The following is a 20276-nucleotide window of genomic DNA, read 5'->3' as shown; positions in this document are numbered from 1 at the left end:
CGAGATCTTCCTAGGCTACGCATTCCTCGCAATCTTCATTGCGCTCTTGGTCGTTTACAGCCTCGTGTCGCAGTGGATCGACCGGCACCAGTACAAGATCCCCACCCCCGCCGAATACGACCAGCCCCGCCCCATCGACCCGCAGAACCCGCCCACCTACGTCCACGTCGTGCGCACAGACGACGACCCCGAGACGTACTGCACGTGCCACAACCGGCTGCTCTCCGACGGAGAGATCGTCCTGTACTGGCCCAAGCCCACCGAGATCCTCTGCAGCGAAACCACGGTGGCGCAGAACCTCGGCGGGAGGTCTGCGTGAGCCTGAACAAGGACATGGGCGACCAGCACGAGAAGCACCTGGCCCAAACCCTCGGCATGCGCCAGACCCGGGGGAGCGGCAACCAGTGGCGCGACCCCATCGACGCCCGCCACAACCGCCTCGACACTGAGTGGGCATTCGCGGTCGACGGCAAGTCCACCCTGGCCAAGTCCGTCAGCATCACCCGGGCCATGTGGGAGAAGGCCGTCGAGCAGGCAGGCGGCGAACGCCCGATGCTCGGCCTGCGCTTCTACAACGACGCCTCCCTCTCCCGCGTCGGCGCCGACCTCGCCGTCTGCGACCTCGCCGACTTCGCCGAGATGCGCGAGGCCGCCCTCATGTGGGAGCGGGTCAAGCCCCTCATCGACGACATCGTGGAGGCACGCCCGATCGACGTCACCACCACGCAGGCGGAACTGGCCAAGCTCACCCGCCTGCAAGGCGCCATGCGGCACGCCGTAAGGGGCCACATATGAGCCCCGCCTGGAGTTACGTACTCACCCTCATCGGAGCCGCCGGACTGCTCGTCGCAGGTCGGGCCCGCCGGGCCGGATGGCTCATCGGCTTCTGCGCCCAGGGACTCTGGGCCGCCTACGCCGTGTCCACCCACCAGCACGGCTTCCTCATCAGCGCCTTCATCTACGCCTACGTCTATGCACTCAATTACCGTGCCTGGCGTACTCATCAACCCGCCCTGACCAGCGAAAAGAGTGACGCGTGACCAGCATCATCTGGTGGAACTACCTCCTGGCCGCCCTCGACGTCGTCGGCCTGGTCGCACTCATAGCCGTCGGCCGAAAGAAGGCCGTCGGCTGGCTCTGGGCGATGGTCACCCAGGTCGTCTGGATCATCTACTCCACCTCCACTTTCCAGTGGGGCTTCCTCGCCGTCGCCGTCATCAAGTTCGCCATCTACAGCTGCAACTGGCTCAAGTGGGCTCGCGGAACCACCAAGACCATCGAGCAGCTGGCCGCCGAGATCGTAGACGCGCAATACCCCTCCGCCACCGACGACATCCGGCGCCAGTTCATCGACGGTGTCCTTGCCGCACTCCGACGAGAGGGCTTCTACGACGAGCCGCCCAAGCTGGTGAGTGCGTGAGCTTCACCCCCAGCTTCCGCAGGGTCGTCGCCCTCAGCCAAGACCTCGCCCTCGTCCCCCTGATCGAGAACGCCATCCGCAAATGTGCGTTCCCCGAAACCTTCACCGTCACCTTCCGGGGCTACGAAGCCATCCGCAAACCCGACGGATGGTTGCACCCCTCCACCCACCCGCTGATGGATGAGCGGGCCCTCTTCTACTACCTCACCCAGCCCGACGCCTGGCAGGAAAACGACTTCGAGTACGGCCCGCGCATGAGCGTCCTCATGGGCTCCGCCACCCACGAACTCTTCCAGCACGTCATGATCCGCATGGGCCTGCTCATCCCGCCCAAGGGAATCTGCGTCTGCTGCCTGCGCCCCCACGGCACCGGCGCGGGGGAGTGCAACGAATGGGGAGTCCGCGACGACACCCTGGGTCGGCGCGGTCACATGGACGGCCTCTTGCAACTCCCCGGCTGGGGTGAGACCGGCGACGGCATCTTTGATCTAAAAACTTGCGCCCCTCCCGTTATCCGGGGCATCGCCCACAACGACCTCGAAGCATTCAAGAGGAAGTGGCCGAAGTACTGGGCCCAGGCCCAGGAGTACATGGCCCTCACCGGCAAGCGACAGACCCTCATCCTCTTCCTCGCCATGAGCGAGGGGTGGGACATGCGGGAGTTCACAATCCCCCGCGACGACGCCTTCATCGCCCGCCTCGAAGCCAAGTACCGGGCCGTCCGCGCGTACGTCAAGGAGGGCACCCCGCCCCCGGTCGCCTGCTGCTCCGGCGGTGCCGCCACCCGCCGCTGCCCCACGACCGCCTGCCCTGTCAAGATCGGAGCCGCCGCATGAGCCGCACCCGCCTCGCCAAGGCCCCCTACAACCGCAACGGGGACCTCATGGACTACGTCGACAGCTACCCCGACCGGGTCCACGAATGGCGGCCGAACCGCCCCTTCCGCGCCATGCTCGAACTCCACGACGGCGAGCGCGGCATGTCGGCCGCCCGCTTCGTCTGGCACAGCACCGAGGGCGGCCACGTCTACAAGATGTTCATGACGGACATGACCGACCTGGTCAAGCACGCACCGCACATCTACAAGGGCACCGTCGACACCTGGTGGATCGCTCAGAAGCGAGGCAGGAACTTCGGGATACGCCTGGCCATCCAGGACGACTTCAAGGCCGCTGGTCACACCGGCGGCAACCGCAAGACCTGCCGGGCCTGCGACGGCACCACTCCCACCTACAACAACCTCTGCCCGCTGCACCCCGACCCCACTAAGGCTCACGCCTACCAAGCGGACCTGACCACGATCAGCACCTCGTTCGGCCCCTGCCGCTGCGGACTGGCCCACGGCCACCACCTGCACACCGGCGAGCCCTACGGTTTCAGCTGCCCGTGCGTGCCCTGCACCACCTACCACAACAGCCTCAGCAGGTGTGTCGGCCACGGCGGCATGTCCTGCGGCGGAGGCTGCGACCCCAACCAGCCTCCGCCTGTCCTGCTGCCGCACTGCTCCTGCAGCAAGGAGAACAAGACCGCCTGCAGCACCCCCTCCTGTCAGGGCTGACCGCCAACAGCCCGATCCTCTCTGACCGCCAACGGAGAACCCCAATGAACCAGCAGCTCACCATCGGTGCCGTCGACAGCCTCGTGAACCGCAGGCCCTGGACCCCGCCCCGCCACGAAGACTTCGCCCACGGCCTCGTCCAGGCCTACGACCAGGCCCTGGTCAACACCGGCGCAGTGATCATCCGCTCCAACGAGCTCGGCATCCACCTGCTGGCCGCCCAGATGATCCGCCCTCCCGCCGACGTCCAGGCCATCAAGAGCACCGAGGGCAACTACGCCAAGGCCGACGAAGTCCTCGCGGGCGTACTGCGCGCCCGCACCGGCCTCGCCGCGACCGCCGACGCCGTGGTGTACGAACGCCCCCCGGTCCAGGGGCGGCGGGTGGACTCAATCACCCTGGCCGGACGTGAGATTCACCGTGCCACCGAGGGCCGCGCCATCATGGTCGACAACCGCCACGCCAAGAAGATCCTCATCGGCCGCGCCGGAACCAAGACCGACCCAGTCACCAAGGCTGACGTCAAGGAGGCCGTCGAGCGGTACATCACCCCGCCCCCGCGCGGTTCCCTCATGCCGTGGAACGAGCACATACGCGACGCCGTCATGCTCGCCCTGACGTGGCTGTACGACGAGAAGCAGCGCCAGCTCCGGCTCCAGCTGGCCGGGGCCGCCGCATGAGCGAGGCCCTCGACCAGAACCGGGCCGCCCAGCAGGCCCAACGCATCATCGAGGAGATCTCCCAGGACGCGGACGCCTCCCTGGAGGTCGACATCGACCCGGACCGGGCTCGTACCTTCACCGGCAGCGGCCTTTCACGCATGCGTCGCGACCTTCTCGACGAGGACGACGTCGAGATCCAAGGCATTCTCGCCGAGGCCGAAGGCGTCCTCCACCGCACCTTCCCCGGCGTCTACCTGCTGATGAACGAGCTGTGGATGCTGGTGCGCATCCCGCTCACCGACAAGCACACCGGCGAAATCCAGCTGGACCTGTTCGGCTGGCCCCTGTGGACGAAGCTGCCCTCGGGGGCCTACGCCGAGGACTACAACCGGCTCACCAACCGGGAGAAGGACGACTTCCTGCTCCGCATCACAACGCTGCTCGCCGAGTGGGGCCAGGAAGCGGAGAACCTTCGAGGCTGGTCCCAGCTGCGCAAGGTCCGCTGGGAAGACGCGATGGCCGACGGCTTCATCGCCCCCACTGGGCGCATCACCGTCGAGGAACGTACCCAGCGTGGCCGGGCGGCAGCCTCCGAACAGCGCTACCGCGCTGTCTACCGCCACCTCCTGTCCCGCAAGGCCGACCGCCTGGTCAGGGACATGGAACTGCTCGGACAGCGCCTCAAGGATTCGCTCACCGCCTGATGCTGTCCGGCCGCCAGATTCGATAGACCAAAAAGTGGAAGTGCTCGCAGGCGCCATCCTATGCTGTGAAAAATTCCAGTGATCTCCCGCCGCCAAGGGAGACCCTCGGGACGACGCGACCGCCACGCGTCAGCGCAAAGGAATCCACCTGCATGACAATCCCCGTGCGCGTGCTTCGAGAGCTGTTCCGGCACCTCCAGGCATGGAATGCCCTTTACGAAAGTGAGGGCAAGGACACCATCAAGGGGCCGGACGGCACGGAGTACTGCATCCACGACATCTCCCGCCTTTACATCCAAGCAGTCGACGGAAAAGACAAGAACGGGAAGCATCTCCTTTCGCCCCGCCAGCGACAGGCAATCCAGCTCTTCCTCATCCAAAACCGCTCCGAGCGTGAAGTCGCACGCCTTATGGGCGTCAGCGAGGACAACCCCGTCGCCTCCTACGCCACCCAGGGCCTCGCACGCATCAACGAACTCATCGCCCTCGGTCAGATCACCGGCAACGACGAGGGAGAGGAGGAGGGCCCCGCATGAAGCGCCTGCGTCACGGAGTTGACCCCGAACTTGAGGCCGCCGCCGACCTCTTCCTCAAGCAGTCCTTCCTGGACAAACCCGACCGCGAGGCCAAGAGCCTCATCCTGACCGGCTACATGCTGCAAAACCGCATCCGCCGCGAGGTCTACACCACCGACGGTGTTCCCGACGGCGCGATCCGCCGAGGCAGCTTCCACCGCGTCCTCAACCACGCGCACCCCCACCTCAACGCCATCGAGGGTGTCGCACGCCCCCTGCCCCGGATACCCAGGCGGCCCCGGACGAGCGACGAACCGTGACCAACCTGCCCGTACCGGTAGACCCGGACGACACCGGCCCCACCAGCATGATCCTCGTCCGCGTCGGCGGCCGTACGGTCCCGGCCAAAACCGCACCACGATGCCGTGTCTGCCAGTCACCGCACCGCGCGCAGATCGAGACTTGGATCCTGGAGGGCTACACCCGCCCCACGATCCTGGGCTACCTCGCCGACCTCGACGAAGGCCCCCACGGACACCCCACCGACAAGTCGCTGCGCCACCACACCAACAAGCACATCCCCCTCGGCGCCCGCGCCCAGGCCGCCATCCTCGACCGCCGCGCAGAACAGCTCGGCGAAGAGATAGAAAAATACGGCGGCCGTGTCGCAGACCACCTCTCCGCACTGGATATCGTCGTACTCAAGGGATTCGACGCCCTGCAGCGAGGCGAAATCCAGGTAGATGCGCCGACCCTCATGAAGGCCATCGACCTCAAGCATAAAATCGACTCCTCCGCCGACGGAGGAGTCGACGCAAACGTCTGGCGTGACGCGCTCATGGAGTACATGCGCATCGCCCTCGGATTCATCCCGCTCGACAAACGGAAGGAGCTGGCCGCAGCCCTCAATGCGAGCCCCGTACTTTCCGCACTCTCCAAGAACGCCCAGCAGAACCACAATTAAAAATCTGGCCCCGCCACCAGACGAACTCCTTACCGCCAAGAGGAGAACAGCCCGCCATGCACCAGCGCCCCACCGCCGCCTTCCCGATCACCCTCGCCCACGTCAGCGAGGACTGGAAGAGCCACGACCGCACCTGGACCTCCGACGCCTGCGTTCCCACAGTCGACTACGACAAGCCGCCGGGCGTCGCCCCCACCCTGAGCCTCGGCGACCACACCATCAACCTCGACGACGAGGCCACCGCCCGCCTCTGCGCCTTCTACAAAGTGCCCAACGCCTTCTTCGGCCGCATCACCCCGGCCGAACGCCACTACAACCTCAACTCGCGCATCGACCACGCCGAGGGCGAAGTCACCATCGACTACAACGCCACCGGCGTCACCGACGTCCGCAAGCCCTCCAAGCCGCGCCTGGACGCACGCGAGTTCCTACAGGTCGCCCACCGCCTGTACCCGTCCAGCGCCACGGTCCTCGACTCCTGGGTCACCTCCGACGACCTCCGCCTGGACGTCGTCGGCCACCAGCTGGGCAACGGCCTCCTCGGGGGCATCCGCCTCGCCCAGAACCGGCGCCAGAACCTGGCCCCCACCGTCAGCCCCATCCTCTACGACGAGGCCACCACCACCACCATCCAGATCAACGACCCCTCCCTGCGTATCGACGCCCGCAGAGTCGCCACGGAGAAGATCGCCGAGCGTCTCGCCGCCGAGGCCCTGCGAGCCGACGCCCGCCTCTCCAACGACGCCCAGCACTACGCCGACCTGTTCAAGATCGGCATCGCCGGAGACCGCACCACGCGCCTCCACCGCATCGCCACCGAACACGGCCTGCCCGTGCGACCGCTCGCCGACATCACAGCGGCCATCTCCCGCACGGACGAGCCCACCATGGCCGACCTGGTCATCGCCATCGCCAACGTCGCGAACTCCCCCAAGCTCCAAGACCCCAACAAGCGCACCGTCCGCACCAAGCTCCAGGCCATCGCGGGCTCGGTCATCACTGACCAGGCCGACCGCTGCACCACCTGCCACGCCACCCTCGCCGCCTGACCCGGGAGAACCCGATGGCCCGCCGCCCTCGCCTCATCGCACTCACCGCCGCCACCCTGATCGGCCTCGCCAGCCTCACCGGATGCGCCAGCCTCACCGAACCCTGGAACGACGCTCCCATCGAGAAGAAGTACGACGACCCCGCCGAGGTCTACTCAATGCCCGACGGCTTCGCCAACGTCGCCACCAAGTGCGACCACCACGGCAACCGCATCTACACCACGCGCGGAGCCGATTCCGGCGGCGGCAAGGCAGTCGCCGTCGTCCCCAAGGACCCCAGCTGCGGTACGGACGGCGCCCGATGAGCCCGGCCGACGTGGATCGCGCGCTCCGGCTGCGCCCCGGCGACCAGCCGCTGCCCCACAAGGGCGGCGAGCCGGTCCAGGAACGCCTCATCGAGATGATCAAGGAGCGGCGCGCGCTGGGGATCCAGCGGTACGGCCGCCCCTTGGAGACGTTCAACGGCCGCAACGCCGTACAGGACGCCCTCGAAGAAGCCCTCGACCTGGCCACCTACCTCACCCAGATCGAGATGGAGCAGGAGGCCCAGGCGAAGGGCATTCGGAACGCCCTTCGCCTGCACGTGACGAACGACAACGGCATGTGCGTCACCTGCCGCGCAACGGGCCCCTGTCCGACACGCCAGGCTCTCGTGGCCCCGCATCACACCAACTGCGGCACGAACGGGGCGTCATGACTGGTGAAGAAGGCGCCTCGATCACGGTCCAGGGACCGTGGGCCCACCCTGACCATGTGCGCGCCGTCCACTACGCCCTTGAAGGCCAGGACTGCCTGACCTGGCGCATCGCAGAGTGCTTCTTCGAGGGGCAGGCCCGGAAGGCGATTGACGCCCTCAAGGCCTGGGAGGCGTGCCACGACAGCTTCCGGGCGCCGGGCAACGACTTCGACATCGTCATCGACCCGAACTCCCAGACCGTCGTCGCTCACGCAGTCACGCTGCACCGGCTCCGCCGCCACCTGCCTTTCCCCAGGGGCCACGTCGTCATCACCGGCCACGGCAACTACGGAGACTTCCCCCTGGTCGAGGACAACAGCATGCGACCCGGCCTGGTCCACTTCCGCGCCAGCAGCCCCGCCCCAGACACCGACAAGGAACACTCGCCGTGAACATCCCGATCCTCGGACAGAACCAGCCCGACCGCCTCGACCGCGAGTACGGCGGCGTCCACAAGCGCAGCGAGACCGCCCAAGGCGACGTCCACGACACCGAGATCCTGGAGCTGGAGGACCTCTTCGGCCGGATGCTCTACCGCTACAGCGCCAGGTCGTTCACCCGGGAGGAGTTCGAGCGGGAGGCGAAGGAGCGCTGCCACAAGATCGGGTTCGCCATAGACATCCGATGGCGGGACGAGCTGGACACCGTTACCCGGAAACTCACCGGTCGCAAGCGGCCGGAGATCGAGATCGTCGGCCGCGTGGAAAAGGCCGCCTTCGACCACGACCAGAAGGTCCACGAGGTCACCCGCAACGTCCTGGAGCTGGACCACGCCCCGGGCACGATCAAGTCCGGCGAGGCGCGCGGGGGGCACCCCCACTGATGAACCGCCTCTACGCCCACGACGACGACAGCATCACCATCGGTGTCATCCCCCAGGACTGCCCGAGCTGCGGCGGCCGCATCGAGCGCGTGCGCCTGTCGCTCGAACCCGTCACCTCCAGCACATCCGGGTTCCTCGGCATCCGCACGGTGGGGGAGACGACCTGCTGTGGCGGCCCGTACCGGACAGCCTGCCCGGCGATCCGGGTCGCGGCGGTGCTGAACCACCTGCACTCCTGCCCAAACCATTGAGATGGTTAACCATCGAAATGGTTGACCGTGTTGTGGGCGGCGTTCACATCTCGCACGGTGGCTGGTGATGTGCAGGAGCGGCCGACTCGCCCCAAAGGGCGAGGAGGCCGCCCACCATGCCCAGCACATCAGAGGACCGCTCACCACTCGCCACGTTCGACCCCGCCGTGATCCACAAGCTCTTTCTCGGGCTGGACGTCCCGGACCCCATCACGTTCGTGGTCAGCCCCGAATACCTGAACCGCCCGAACCTATACCCCCGCCAGGCCACCCTCCTGAAATGCTTCTTCCTCCGAGAGGACCTCTTCACGGCCTATGACTACGAGGTCGTCGCCGAGTGGGACCAGCAGTACCGCACCGCCAGGACCGTCAATGAGCAGCGGGGGGCAGACCAGGCCCAGATCGACCTGGAGCGCAACGAAGACGCGCCCAAGATGCCGATCGGCGGCACTCCCGACCTCCTCGGGCGCATGCGGGCCGCCAAGGCCCTTGGCTACCAGTGGTTCCGCGAAATCCTGCTGGTCATGGGCCGCCGCGCAGGCAAGGGCCACATCTCAGCCCTCGCCATGGCCTACGTCCTGTGGACCTACATGGCCAAGGGCGACCCCCAGGACCACTACGGCGTCGACCGCGACAAGAAGCTCGCCGCCCTGATCTTCGCGGGCAAGCGCGAGCAGGCCAAGGCCAACCTGTGGAGAGACTTCGTCAACGTCGTCACCGGCGGCCCCTGCTTTGCCCCCTACATCGCCTCCAGCCTCGGCGAGAAGCTTTCCGTTTACGCCCCGCATGACTTCGTCCGCATGGACGAGATGGCCCGGCGCGGCATCCGAACCGCCCTTGACCTGGCCACCTTCGAGATCCTCCCGAAGGAGAGCACGCTCATGGCAGGCCGTGGCCCGGCCTCCTTCATCATGGGCTTCGACGAGATGGCCCACGTCGTCGCCTCCGGCGCGAACCGGTCCGCCGAGGAGGTCTACACCGCCTCCGTGCCGAGCCTTGACCAGTTCAAAAAGGACGGCTTCCTCATTGAGCCCAGCTCCCCCTGGCAGATGACCGGCCAGTTCTACTCGAACTACGAGCGCGCCGTGGAATTGGAGGCGGACGGTACCCCGGCCTACCCGGCGATGATGATGATCCAGCTTGCCTCCTGGGACATCTACCTCGACTGGGAGCGCGCGCACGAGCTGCCCCTCCTCCCCGAGGGCTTCACCGGCGACAACGGCGAGTACGCCGAGCAGCAGCCCCGGCCTGGGTTCAAGGTCCTCAAGGGCGCCATCCAGACCTACGACGAACCCATGAGGAAGCTGGAGAAGGCAGACCCCGACACGTTCGCCGTCGAACGCCGCGCCCAGTGGGCCACCGTCATGGACGCCTACCTCGACCCCGACAAGGTCGATGCCGCCTTCGGCCCCTGGCTCGACCGCCCGGCCCGGTACGGAACCCCCTTGATCGTTCCCACCGACCGGGGCGTCCTCGCCTACGCCTACAAGGGCCACGCCGACCCCAGCTCCGTCAACTGCAGGTTCGGCCTCGCGGTCGCCCATACCGAGACAGATGATGAAGGCCGCCCCCACGTCGTCTTCGACAAGATCCACCACTTCGACCCGGCCGACTTCCCCAAGCACACCATCGACTACGCCACGGTCGAGGACTGGATCTGGGACGAGATCATCTCCGTCTACCAGCCCGAAGAGTTCACCTTCGACCAGTACCAGTCCGTCGGCTCCATCCAGAACCTGATCAAGAGAGTCACCAAGGCCCGCCTTCCCAAGCAGGTCAGCGTGTTCGAACGCACCGCCACCAACACGATCAACTGGACGTATGCCGAGACATTCAAGGCCGCGATCAACATGGGCCTGGTCCACGCACCCGACTACGAGGAAGGCCAGCTGGAGCTGAAATTCCTCCAGAAGCCCCCCGGCATCAAGCGTGTCGACCACCCCACCGTCGGCCCCGTCCAGACCAAGGACATCGCTGACGCCATCATGATCACTACGTGGTCCCTCATCGGTGACTGGATCACCGGCTACAAGGAGCAGCTCGTCCAAGCCAGCGCTCTGGGCGCACTCCAGGGCGGCCTGCACGGCTCCAGCCTCCGGACAGCCGAGACAGTCAACGCCGACCACAACACCCAGGCCACCATCGACGCCCTCAGGCAGTTCAGCCGCACGAGGGCAGGACGCGATGCGTGGGACGCGGGCATGGGGCGGTCCCGATCCGGGTACCGGCGTCGCTGACCTGCGGGAAACGGAAAACGCGGGCGTCCTTGCCGTCTCGCGATCCTCGTGGCACGATGGCCTCGTCTCGTGGATGGACTGCAACGCAGTTGGCGCGCGGAAGGCAGCACGACAGACCGAATAGGTCGGTGAACCCTTCCAAACGGTGGGTCTATCTTGGCGGGTAAACCCCTCGACCGAACGCACCACGAGACACACGGAGCCTCCCGGCTGGTACCACCGGGAGGCTCCATTTTCATGTCCAGCCCGGCGCAGCCGCCGCCAAGGGCTGGAGGTACCAGGGATGAGATTCAGCGCGACCAGCTTCTTCCGGCAGACTACCGCATCACTCGAACCCATGTTCGAACACGACGAGAGTGAAACCGGCGGTTCGAAATGGCCCACCCAGATGGCCCTGCACGCCGTCCACCCCGAGACCGGTGAGCGCATGGGCACCCTCACCTACAAGGTCCCCCGCCGCAAGGCCGACAAGATCCACATCGACCGCCTCGAAACCGATGAAAACCACCGCCGCAGGGGCGTCGGCTCCGCCCTCATGGACGAAATGCAGCGCCGCCACCCCGCCACACCCATCGATCACGGCGACCGCACCGACGCAGGCAAGGCCTGGTGGGACGGCTACACCGACGGCAAAAAGGTCACCCGAGGCCGCACCATAGCCACCCGCACCACAGCCGCCGGGCCGGAGTCCTTCGCACGTGGGGACGGCGAAGACTGGAACGACCACCAGCAGCGCGTTCGGCGCGGCCTGTCCCTCGGCCACCTCGACTACACGCAGGCCCGAGAGCACGGCTACACCGGCGACGCCCGCGAGGACACCCGGGACGACTGGACCGGCCAGCCCAAAGTGGGCAAGGGCTGGCAGCCCCTGCCGCACAAGCTTTACCACACCACCACCGACGCGGCCGGGGTCATGGAGCACGGCCTCAAGAGCGGCAACGAACTCGGCCAGCAGCGCGGCCACGGCCTGGGCGGCACCCCCGAGTGGCTGTCCCTCACCGACCGCGAAGACCACGCCCACCACATGCTCGATGCCCTGCACGAGTACCACGCCCACCTCAGCGGCAAGACCACCTTCGCCGACCTGCACCGCGCAGCCCAGAACGGCGAAGGCGCCGAGCAGCCGTTCCACGAAGCGTTCGAGCACGGCGCCTCCGGCGGCCACAACGAACACGCCAAGGACTCCATACGACGCGACAAGCGTCTGGAACCCGGCTTCGCCTCCTACGACGAAGCCAAGGAGAAGGGCTGGACACCCCACCCCACCCTCCATCGCCACCTCGGAACCGGCAAGGACGGCCAGGAGTTCGGCACTGGCTGGGAACGAGAGCCCAGGGTGGAAGAGCGCCACGACGAATACGGCGCATTCTCCCGAGCCCGCCAGTGGGACGGCCAAGGCAAGCCTTCGATCCTGTTCACCTCCAACGACCGCGAAGCCTTCGCCAAGAAGGACCCCTCCAACTTCGCAGTCCTGCACCTGCGCCCCCACCCGGGAGCCCACGGCTTCCCCATGAAGACCGAACACGAGTGGCGCACCGGCACCGGCGACGCCGTCCACGTTCACGGCGAACCGATCCGCCGACAGGCATTCACCACCCCAGTCCCCGACAACACCGCCCCATACGAGCACCACCACGACTGGCTTCCGCACGACCACTTCTTCGCCCCCGGCAAGCCGGACCTCGACGACCGCCTCTTCGACGGCGACCACATGCACCCCGAAGTCCGCCAACACCTCCTCGGCCTCCTGCACAGCTTCTGGGCGCCCCGCTACGGCGACTCCTGGCAGACCTGGGCCCGCGTCTACCTCGCCGGATCCGAAGCCAGCCACTTCTATGGCAACGACGACCTCGACATCCTCATCGGCGTGAACCACGACGCGCTCCGCCACCACGTGGACGCCTTCACTGGCGAGCCGGACAACTCCATCGACGAGAGGCTCACCAACGAGCTGCGCCACGGCCTCAATAACCCCGCACGGATGCTCCCCGGCTCCAACGGCAAGGAGACCGGCCCCTTCGAAAACACCTGGTTCGTGAATCCAGGGTCGTACGACATACGGGTCATAAAGCCCTACGCCGCCTACGACATCACCCGCGACGAATGGGCCGTACGCCCCGTCGAGGTCCCCGACGACTTCGGCCCCGAGAAGCTCCCCGAATCCACCTGGGACGTCTTCGACGCCCTCCAGACCCTCATCAAGGCCATCGCGGAACTGCCCGGAGGAACCCGGGAACGCGAGGGTGCCGCGCTGTACGATTACCTCCACGCTGACCGCCACAGCGCCTTCGGCCCCGACGGAACGGGCCTCTACGACCCCGCCAACGTGATTTTCAAAGCCCTCAACGCTGCTCCAGGTTCGCCGTTGAAGCAGCTCATCCAGTGGAAGCACGACCACGATGGAGAGATGGCCCATGCCGCAGACCCAACCGCTTGAGCGCATCTTCCGCATGGTCACCGAAAGCGGCGGGTGCTGGGTTTGGAACGGAGGCTTCTCCAACGGCTACCCCAACGTCAAGATCGACGGGCGTGCCGTCGGGGTGCACCGCTTCCTCTTTGAGTACACGAAGGGCAGGCTCCGACGTGGAGTGCGAATCAAAGCTACCTGCGGGGCAGCCGGGTGCGTGCGTCACTGGACCATCGCCGGAGCCCCTGCCGACCCGTTCGCTGGGGCCTCGCAGCCAGCCGGGGTAGCAGAGGTTTTCGAGGCCCTGCGGAAGTACGCGGGACGCGGCCGGGAGCCGCTCTACGCATCGGTTTCCAAAAAGCTCAAGGCGAACTCCGAGTCCGCGCCGAACGGCTGTATCCACTGGACCGGCAGCACTGCGAGGGGCTACGGCCAGATCTGGGCCAACGGCAAGATGCGCAAGGCACACGTTGTGGCGTATGAAGATCAGGTCGGGCCGGTCCCGGGCGGGATGCAGCTGGACCACCGATGCCACAACCAAGACCCGGACTGTGATCTTGGCGAGGACTGCCCTCATCGCCGGTGCATCAACACCGACCATCTAGAGCCCGCTACCTCCAGCGAGAACACGCTTCGGGGAAAGACACTCGCCGCCCACAACGCCGCCAAGACGCACCTCGGAGAACACCTACCTGCGCAAGGGAGGCGGCAGGCACTGCCGGACCTGCCTCGCCGAGCGCAACCGTAAGAGGATCGCCTCCACAGCCCAGGAGACCGAGGCATGACCCAAACCAGCGCCACCGCCTTCTTCCGGCAGACGAGCCAGCTGCCCGGCACCAGACTGTGCACCACGGAACACGAGGAGGACAGCCATGTCCAGCGAACCGCAGGACGAGGAAAACCCCGGCATCAGCCCCGCCCTGTCGCAGACTCTGCGGGATCGGGCGAAGACCCCGACCGAGGAGCACGTGGCGTGGGAGAAGGTGAAGGAGGACCTGGAGCTGGAGTAGAGCCGCGCGCGGTCTCCTTTCATCCGGCCGCCCACAAGGAAATGTCCAAGCTCGACGGCGCCTCGCGCAAGCGCGTGGCCGCGACCATCGACAGCCTTGCGGCTGGAGAGGGGGGCATGCAGACTCACGCCCTCAACGGCGTGCTCAAGGGGTGGCAGGCCACCAAAGCCACCCGAGGCCACCGCATTATCCACCGCGACCTGGACGACGGCACCCTGCACGTCGGATACGTCGGCCTTCACGAGTACGAGACCGCTGAACGCCGCCTCGGCGCCGTCGACTTCTTCCGACAGCTGGAGGCTGCGGCAGTCGACCACTCCGAAGGGGTCATGGTGGCCCTGCTGCCTCCGGCGGCCGTGGCCGATGACCTTGCGCACGAGGGCGGACAGCCGCCCGAGGATCTCCACGTCACCCTCGCCTACCTCGGCAACACCGCCGACTACTCCGAGCGCCAGCTGGCCGCGTTGCCGCAGCTCGTCAGCGCCTGGGCAGTGCGCCAGAAGCCTGTGTACCTACGTACCGGCGGCGTGGGCAAGTTCGCGAACCCCGCCCAGGGCCAGCATGTCCTGTACGCGGCCATCGACATCCCCGGAGGCGCGCAGCTCCACACGAGCCTCGCCAACTACCTGGAGGGGCACGGATACCGTTTGCCCAGTGAACATGGGTGGACCCCTCATATGACCCTCAGGTACGTTGATCGGCACTACCGGTTCATGCCTCACGTTCCGGAACACCGCTGGACCGCCAACGCCGTTTACACCTATGTCGGGCAGACCCGCCACGAAGCCCGGCTCGGCACCCTCCCCAGCGGACACATCACGCCATAGGCTCAAGGGCCGCCCGCCATATGGAGACGACATGACCACTTCCAGTGCCAACTACCCCAAGATCGTTGAGACTGCTATGGAGGCAGCGGCCGAGGCAGGGTGGGAAGTGGTGCGCAGTGCGGCGAGCGTGAAGTTCATTCCTGAGCAGGGCAAGCGGGTGACCCTGCAGCTGAACAAGCCGCTGGAGGACTCCGTCGTGCGGGCGCGGCTGCAGGAGGCGGGTCTTCACCTAACCCCTGAGCCGGAACCGACCGTGGAGAAGGCTGCGGTGGACAAGGTCCCCTGCCCCGAATGCGGCAACTTCTACGGCCGTGGGCAGGGTTTGTGGAGGCACCGGCGCGCGGCTCATGGCGTCAGCAATACGACGACTATCCCCGGCAACATCAGCGGCACCGGCCTCCCCGACGACATCAACCAGGCGGCGCACACCCTGTTGGAGAGGATCAGCGCGAACCTGGTCCTCAGTGGGTCCCGGGCTGCCGAGGATGCCGCAGGCAAAATGAAGGATCTGCGGGAGGACAACGAGCGTCTGGCGGCCGAGAACCGGCACCTGGAGGCGCGGATCCGGACTCTGGAGGCCCGTGCGGCGCAGCCGCGTGAGAGCGGTAAGGACGAGCGGATCAAGGCTCTGACGGCCGAGAACCGCACGCTTGCGCGCTTCCGGGACAGGGTCGAGGCCGAGGTGATGAACCAGGAGCAGGCCCCGATCCAGACGGTCGTCAAGATCATAAAGCTCGGTGGCCATGGCTTTGGCCTCGACAAGTAGCTGAGGCAGCCCAGTCCTGTTAGTGCAGTGCGGAGTGTGCTAGGGTGTGGTTTACGTCCACATCTTCTAGGAGGCGCAGAATGCCCGCCGTCCCGCGCCGCACCCAGGCTCCCGCCAGCCCCGATCTCTCCAACATCCCCATGACCCCAGCCATGGTCCAGATGCAGATCCTCAGTGCTGCCGCAGCCGACCTCAAGGCGGTCACCGACCACCTCAGCGCCTGCGCCATCGACGCAAGCGAAGTGGCCTGGGGTGAGGAAAAACAGAACGCCAGCAGCATCGCCCGCGTCCAGGGCAAGCCCGCCAACCAGACCGCCGCGTTCTACAAGCAGATGGTCAACCGGGGCATCGACACCAGCCAGGGAGGGTTCAACGACCACCGCAAGCGCGAGCCCATCCAGCCGCGCCCCCTGCCGTCCTACCTCACCGATCCCGAGTTCGAGGAGATCGCGGAAGAGGCCCTGCGGCTGCGTCAGCGGATCGAGCGGATGACCGAGAGCCGGGCGCGGCAGTATCCGAGGCTCCACCAGCGCGTTCTCGATGGGCGCAAGCAAGCGCTCAAGGAACTCGCCGAACGCAAGGCAGGCTAAAAAATCAGCGCCTCCGGCTGCGATCCCTGCTCGGATCGCGTTTTGCCGAAGGCGCTGATGAGCCGACAGTCCCCGCATTCAAGCCCGCCAAAGGCAGAACGAGAGAAATCGACGTGCGACTCAAGCGTACCCGCACCACGGACCGAATGCCCGCATCCAGCAGCAAGGATCAATCGGCGCATCCCAGAAAAAACTGGGACAAGGTGCTCACCGATGTCGCGATCTACATCCTGGCCCTCGGTGGTTTCTACCTCGGCTACCAAACCCTGTACGACCTGGCGCTTCGCGTCGGCTACCCCAAGGAGCAGGCCGCAGTCGTCGCAGCCATCGCCGACCTTGCGATCCTGGTCTACTCCCGCAAGGCAGTCGAGGAAGTCAACGAAGGCCGCAGCGCCTGGGGCATCCGCCTCATCGTAATGATCTTCTCCATCAGCAGCTTCGGCCTCCAGCTCCGCGCCGCCTGGCCCCACCCCATCAGCGTCGGCTTCCACGCCCTCCCCCCGGCCGTATGGATCATCGGCCACGAGATGATGCTGCGCGGCAAGCTCCGTGAAGCCCGCAAGGCCCTGCGCAAAAAGCAGATCGCCAGCGGCCTGCGCCCCGCACCGCTGCCGCGCATCCGAGGCAGCTGGTGGCTCCTCGACCCCATCCACGCTTTCCAGGTATGGCGTCGCATGAAGCTCTGGGAGGTAAGCCATGACATCGCCGTCCGCCAGCTCGCCCAGCAGTTCACCATGCAGAACAAGCCCATCCCCGTCGCCTGGCAGCACACCCTCATTGCACAGGCGCCGCGCCGCCTGCAGGGCATGATCATCCCCGCGATCAGCGCCTTCAAGGAACAGCCCCCCGCCGTTCAGCCCCAGGCCCCCGTAACGGCCGCACCGCCCATCGAGCCGACGGCCCACTTCGACCCCCTCAGCCGGATGCGCCTCACCAACGGCGAAGATGCCCCTGGCCACATCACGGAGGCCTTCCTGGCCGCCCTCCCGCCAGCGCCGGAGAGGGACCACCGGGGATGGCGCACCTCGGAGGACCTGGCCGCCTACATCCTCAGAGTCGAGCAGCTCGCCGGAGAGTTCGGCATCGAGCCGACCGGCCTGATGCTCGCCGCCCTCCTCGAAATCGCCCCCTCCGCCGTCTCCCGCGTCCGCAAAAAGCTGCGCGAGGGCGGGATCGCTCTCCCGCAGCTTGCCACTGCCAGCTGACGGACCAGCATCCGAGAACGCTGAATGCCCGCGTGGAACCGACCAGGTCAACGGGCCGCGAGGATCACAACCGATACGTATGAAGCCCCCGCTTACGCCGGGGGCTTCGTCGTATCTCCACAGCCGCCCTTGACGCCCTCGCTACGGTATCCGCATGACACCGGGGGAGATACCGACGAGCGGCGGCACCGTCGCAGGCATCTGGCTGCAGATCGGCAGCGACTATTTCTACTGCCGAGGCGCCGCACCCGACGGAAGCCCTCGCCTGGTCCCGCTCACTGCGCCCCCGTACGGCAAGACCGTCCACGTCTACGACGACGCCAAGCAGAACTTCGTTCCCTCACGCCTGCCGTTCCGGCTGCGCCAGGGAACGAAGTTCTTCCTCGGCCTCGCGGCCGTGGCCGCCGTCCTGGTCCCCCTCATGCTCTCCGGGCACCCACCCATCATGGCCAACGTCGCCACCCCCGTGGCCGTCGCGATCATCCTCCTGATCGCCACCATTGCCCAGACCGGACCGCTGACCCCCCACGACGAGATCTCCGCCGCCGAGGCGCAGCAAGCCGCCTACGAGGCATTCGTCAACTCTCAGCAGAACGCCGCCGAACACGCCGCCGCACGCCAGGCCGCACAGGCCCACACCCTGCAGCAGTGGGCAGCGGCCACCTGGGCCCAACAGGCCCAGATCAACGCCGCCCTCGGGCAGGACGCCTACCGCCCCTACGGCCAGTCACCCCCGCTGTAGTCGGCCAGACGCTATGATCGGCGGCACAAGGCTAGCCGCGTACTGCCGTCCGCTGTCGCCCCGGCGCCCACGCCGCCCAGGGCTCACCGGCCAAGGTCTCCAGGGGCCCGCGAGTTCACCACCCGTCTGAATCCGGTCCGTGCCGTACACAGTCGACGGGAAGCGTGGGTGACCGCCGCACTGGAGTACACCGTGCCGAAGAAGCAGTCCACCGCCGCCGCCAGGGCCCGCGCCGCCGCCCGCGCGGGCGCCAAGTACACGACCGCCCTCCGCGACCAGGTTCCGCCAGCTGCCGAGAAGCCCAAGACGTTCCCCGGCAACGGCGGCCCCTGGGTCTCCTACTGGGACGGCAACCTCTGGAACGACGTCAACCCGGCCTGCGGTCACCACTACCGCGCCCTGTGCGGCGGCTGCGGCGTGTGCATCACCTGCGACGGCTGCTACTGCCGCGAGGCCGCCGAGGAAGCCCGCATCGACGCCGAGACCACGCTGGCCTACGAAGCCCACGCAGAGCACGAACGGCACGACCCTGACTGCTACCTCTGCGAGTACGGGCGCAAGGAGAGCGCCGACTACACCCGCTGCCCGAAGTGCGGCATCCCTTACCCCGACGGCTTCGAGGACCACATGGTCCACACCCCGCCCTACTGCTACCGGCTCTCCAGCTACCCCACTGGCATCGACTGGGGCTACCTGCGCGGCCAGCACGTCACCCTGGTCGGCACGCACTACACCATCCACGGCCTGGTCCCCGCCGACCAGGATGCCCCGGACCCCGGCGCCTACCGTCCCTACCTGCAGCTGCAGCGCACCGACCCCGGCTATGAGGACGAGATCGGCCCGGTCAACCCGAGGGAGTGGCTGGAGGTCCACCCGGCGCCGCCGCAGGCGTAAGGGCTGCCTGCTGAGCGGTCCTGCGGGACTGGCAGCCGCATCTACAGCGCCGGTGCCTCTTTGGGTTCGTCGAACAGGCCGGTGTGGGCGATGGTGTCGGCGGTGATGCGGGGGTGGCGTTGGAGGAGGAGGGGGTGGGTGTCGGTGATGGCTCTGATCAGTTCGTTGGGGAAGCGGCTGTAGAGGCGTCTGCCGGTCCGTGAGAGGAGGAGGGTGTGCTCGTTGTCCTTGGGGGTGGGGCGGACGCGGAGGTAGGCCTTGACGGCGGTTCCGGTGAGGGGGTCGAGGGTCATGGTGCGGCCGGGGCCGTCGTGGTCGTCGGGGAGCCGGACGGTGTAGGAGAAGTCGGGCTGCTCGGTCATGAGTCGGGTGTCGAGGCGGACGACCTGTGCGGGGCGCAGGCTGTCCAGGAGCAGGTAGGCGATGAGCTGGTCGCGTAGGTGGTGCTGGCTGCTGTCCGGGCCCCAGGCGCCGACGGCGGCGAGGAAGACGGCGCGCTCGCGCGGGTTGAGCCGGTTGGGCTCATCGGTGGCACGGGTGAGGCCGGAGCGCAGGTCGTGCAGGTGCGGGGGCGTGAGGACCAGGCGTTGGTCTCGGGCGGCGAGGTAGTACTGCACGAGGGCGGTGATGCGCCGGTCGTGGCTCTTGGCGATCTCGGGGTGTTCCGCCGCGATGACGGCCAGGGCGTCGGGCCCGTCGAAGGGGAGGTCCGCGAGGTAGGGGCGAAGGAAGGTCTCATCGCACCAGCGGGCGACGTGTTCGGGCCCGACAGCGTACGGGTTGACGCGGGGGTTGTTCTGGGCAGCGCACCAGGTGAGCCAGCTTCCGACCTCGCGCCGGTACTCGGATCGGGTCGAGGGGCGCAGGGCCGAGTTCTCCAGCCAGGCATCGAGCAGCACAAGAGGTTCCACGCCAC

28 protein-coding genes are annotated in these 20276 nt (G+C 67.0%); 27 read left to right on the top strand and 1 reads right to left on the bottom strand.

The annotated features are described in order from the left end of the window. Nucleotides 1-46 precede the first annotated feature (46 nt). The 27 genes from ACWGH1_RS13360 to ACWGH1_RS13230 all read left to right on the top strand — a co-directional run bounded on the left by ACWGH1_RS13360 (nt 47) and on the right by ACWGH1_RS13230 (nt 19360). Nucleotides 47-319, top strand: coding sequence for a hypothetical protein (locus ACWGH1_RS13360; RefSeq protein WP_453351468.1), 273 nt, complete (start codon nt 47-49; stop codon nt 317-319). After that, nucleotides 316-795 (top strand): hypothetical protein, encoded by a 480-nt coding sequence (locus ACWGH1_RS13355; RefSeq protein ID WP_453351469.1) that lies wholly within the window; start codon nt 316-318, stop codon nt 793-795. Before ACWGH1_RS13360 ends, ACWGH1_RS13355 begins: the two co-directional genes overlap by 4 nt. Then, entirely contained in the window at nt 792-1040 is a 249-nt protein-coding gene (locus ACWGH1_RS13350; RefSeq protein WP_453351470.1) for a hypothetical protein, read from the top strand. The genes ACWGH1_RS13355 and ACWGH1_RS13350 overlap by 4 nt, the downstream gene beginning before the upstream one ends. Beyond that, nucleotides 1037-1420: a hypothetical protein gene (locus tag ACWGH1_RS13345; protein WP_453351471.1), complete on the top strand. Its 384-nt coding sequence runs from the start codon at nt 1037-1039 to the stop codon at nt 1418-1420. The genes ACWGH1_RS13350 and ACWGH1_RS13345 overlap by 4 nt, the downstream gene beginning before the upstream one ends. Beyond that, complete coding sequence (locus ACWGH1_RS13340; RefSeq protein WP_453351472.1) at nt 1417-2256, top strand: hypothetical protein; 840 nt, start codon at nt 1417-1419, stop codon at nt 2254-2256. The genes ACWGH1_RS13345 and ACWGH1_RS13340 overlap by 4 nt, the downstream gene beginning before the upstream one ends. Continuing rightward, nucleotides 2253-2978 (top strand): hypothetical protein, encoded by a 726-nt coding sequence (locus ACWGH1_RS13335; protein WP_453351473.1) that lies wholly within the window; start codon nt 2253-2255, stop codon nt 2976-2978. Before ACWGH1_RS13340 ends, ACWGH1_RS13335 begins: the two co-directional genes overlap by 4 nt. 44 nt (nt 2979-3022) lie before the next feature. Beyond that, nucleotides 3023-3658, top strand: a complete 636-nt coding sequence (locus tag ACWGH1_RS13330; protein ID WP_453351474.1) for a hypothetical protein — start codon at nt 3023-3025, stop codon at nt 3656-3658. Then, nucleotides 3655-4344 carry a hypothetical protein gene (locus ACWGH1_RS13325; protein ID WP_453351475.1) on the top strand — a complete coding sequence of 230 codons (690 nt, stop codon included), beginning with the start codon at nt 3655-3657 and terminating at the stop codon, nt 4342-4344. Before ACWGH1_RS13330 ends, ACWGH1_RS13325 begins: the two co-directional genes overlap by 4 nt. Before the next feature lie 152 nt (nt 4345-4496). Next, entirely contained in the window at nt 4497-4880 is a 384-nt protein-coding gene (locus ACWGH1_RS13320; RefSeq protein ID WP_453351476.1) for a sigma factor-like helix-turn-helix DNA-binding protein, read from the top strand. Further along, nucleotides 4877-5179, top strand: a complete 303-nt coding sequence (locus ACWGH1_RS13315; RefSeq protein WP_453351477.1) for a DUF7236 family protein — start codon at nt 4877-4879, stop codon at nt 5177-5179. The genes ACWGH1_RS13320 and ACWGH1_RS13315 overlap by 4 nt, the downstream gene beginning before the upstream one ends. Further along, nucleotides 5176-5823 (top strand): hypothetical protein, encoded by a 648-nt coding sequence (locus tag ACWGH1_RS13310; RefSeq protein ID WP_453351478.1) that lies wholly within the window; start codon nt 5176-5178, stop codon nt 5821-5823. Before ACWGH1_RS13315 ends, ACWGH1_RS13310 begins: the two co-directional genes overlap by 4 nt. Before the next feature lie 56 nt (nt 5824-5879). Further along, the gene (locus tag ACWGH1_RS13305) at nt 5880-6872 is read left to right on the top strand and encodes a hypothetical protein (RefSeq protein WP_453351479.1); all 993 of its coding nucleotides are present in this window, start codon (nt 5880-5882) and stop codon (nt 6870-6872) included. A gap of 14 nt (nt 6873-6886) precedes the next feature. After that, nucleotides 6887-7177, top strand: coding sequence for a hypothetical protein (locus ACWGH1_RS13300; protein WP_453351480.1), 291 nt, complete (start codon nt 6887-6889; stop codon nt 7175-7177). Nucleotides 7178-7188: 11 nt separating this feature from the next. Further along, nucleotides 7189-7569: a hypothetical protein gene (locus tag ACWGH1_RS13295; protein WP_453408674.1), complete on the top strand. Its 381-nt coding sequence runs from the start codon at nt 7189-7191 to the stop codon at nt 7567-7569. Continuing rightward, nucleotides 7566-8000, top strand: a complete 435-nt coding sequence (locus tag ACWGH1_RS13290) for a hypothetical protein (RefSeq protein WP_453351482.1) — start codon at nt 7566-7568, stop codon at nt 7998-8000. The genes ACWGH1_RS13295 and ACWGH1_RS13290 overlap by 4 nt, the downstream gene beginning before the upstream one ends. Beyond that, entirely contained in the window at nt 7997-8431 is a 435-nt protein-coding gene (locus ACWGH1_RS13285) for a hypothetical protein (RefSeq protein WP_453351483.1), read from the top strand. The genes ACWGH1_RS13290 and ACWGH1_RS13285 overlap by 4 nt, the downstream gene beginning before the upstream one ends. After that, on the top strand, nt 8431-8682 hold the full coding sequence (locus ACWGH1_RS13280; protein ID WP_453351484.1) for a hypothetical protein: 252 nt from the start codon (nt 8431-8433) through the stop codon (nt 8680-8682). The genes ACWGH1_RS13285 and ACWGH1_RS13280 overlap by 1 nt, the downstream gene beginning before the upstream one ends. A 116-nt stretch (nt 8683-8798) precedes the next feature. After that, nucleotides 8799-10919, top strand: coding sequence for a hypothetical protein (locus tag ACWGH1_RS13275; protein ID WP_453351485.1), 2121 nt, complete (start codon nt 8799-8801; stop codon nt 10917-10919). 337 nt (nt 10920-11256) lie between these two features. Further along, on the top strand, nt 11257-13356 hold the full coding sequence (locus tag ACWGH1_RS13270) for a GNAT family N-acetyltransferase (protein ID WP_453351486.1): 2100 nt from the start codon (nt 11257-11259) through the stop codon (nt 13354-13356). Next, nucleotides 13334-14074 (top strand): HNH endonuclease signature motif containing protein, encoded by a 741-nt coding sequence (locus ACWGH1_RS13265; RefSeq protein WP_453351487.1) that lies wholly within the window; start codon nt 13334-13336, stop codon nt 14072-14074. The genes ACWGH1_RS13270 and ACWGH1_RS13265 overlap by 23 nt, the downstream gene beginning before the upstream one ends. 124 nt (nt 14075-14198) lie before the next feature. Continuing rightward, nucleotides 14199-14336: a hypothetical protein gene (locus ACWGH1_RS13260; protein ID WP_453351488.1), complete on the top strand. Its 138-nt coding sequence runs from the start codon at nt 14199-14201 to the stop codon at nt 14334-14336. A gap of 41 nt (nt 14337-14377) precedes the next feature. Next, nucleotides 14378-15163, top strand: a complete 786-nt coding sequence (locus tag ACWGH1_RS13255; RefSeq protein WP_453351489.1) for a 2'-5' RNA ligase family protein — start codon at nt 14378-14380, stop codon at nt 15161-15163. Nucleotides 15164-15194: 31 nt separating this feature from the next. Continuing rightward, complete coding sequence (locus tag ACWGH1_RS13250) at nt 15195-15929, top strand: hypothetical protein (RefSeq protein ID WP_453351490.1); 735 nt, start codon at nt 15195-15197, stop codon at nt 15927-15929. Between the two features lie 80 nt (nt 15930-16009). Further along, nucleotides 16010-16519, top strand: a complete 510-nt coding sequence (locus ACWGH1_RS13245) for a hypothetical protein (RefSeq protein ID WP_453351491.1) — start codon at nt 16010-16012, stop codon at nt 16517-16519. Nucleotides 16520-16665: 146 nt separating this feature from the next. Continuing rightward, nucleotides 16666-17724, top strand: a complete 1059-nt coding sequence (locus tag ACWGH1_RS13240) for a DUF2637 domain-containing protein (RefSeq protein WP_453351492.1) — start codon at nt 16666-16668, stop codon at nt 17722-17724. Between the two features lie 154 nt (nt 17725-17878). Beyond that, nucleotides 17879-18466 carry a hypothetical protein gene (locus ACWGH1_RS13235; protein ID WP_453351493.1) on the top strand — a complete coding sequence of 196 codons (588 nt, stop codon included), beginning with the start codon at nt 17879-17881 and terminating at the stop codon, nt 18464-18466. 168 nt (nt 18467-18634) lie between these two features. Then, nucleotides 18635-19360, top strand: a complete 726-nt coding sequence (locus tag ACWGH1_RS13230; RefSeq protein ID WP_453351494.1) for a hypothetical protein — start codon at nt 18635-18637, stop codon at nt 19358-19360. 41 nt (nt 19361-19401) lie between these two features. On the opposite strand, the gene ACWGH1_RS13225 is transcribed toward ACWGH1_RS13230, so the two are convergent. Continuing rightward, nucleotides 19402-20271 (bottom strand): hypothetical protein, encoded by an 870-nt coding sequence (locus tag ACWGH1_RS13225; RefSeq protein ID WP_453351495.1) that lies wholly within the window; start codon nt 20269-20271, stop codon nt 19402-19404. Nucleotides 20272-20276 lie beyond the last annotated feature (5 nt).

It is taken from the genome of Streptomyces sp. NPDC054883 (assembly GCF_053610645.1).
This window is presented reverse-complemented; position numbering and strand designations above follow the sequence as displayed.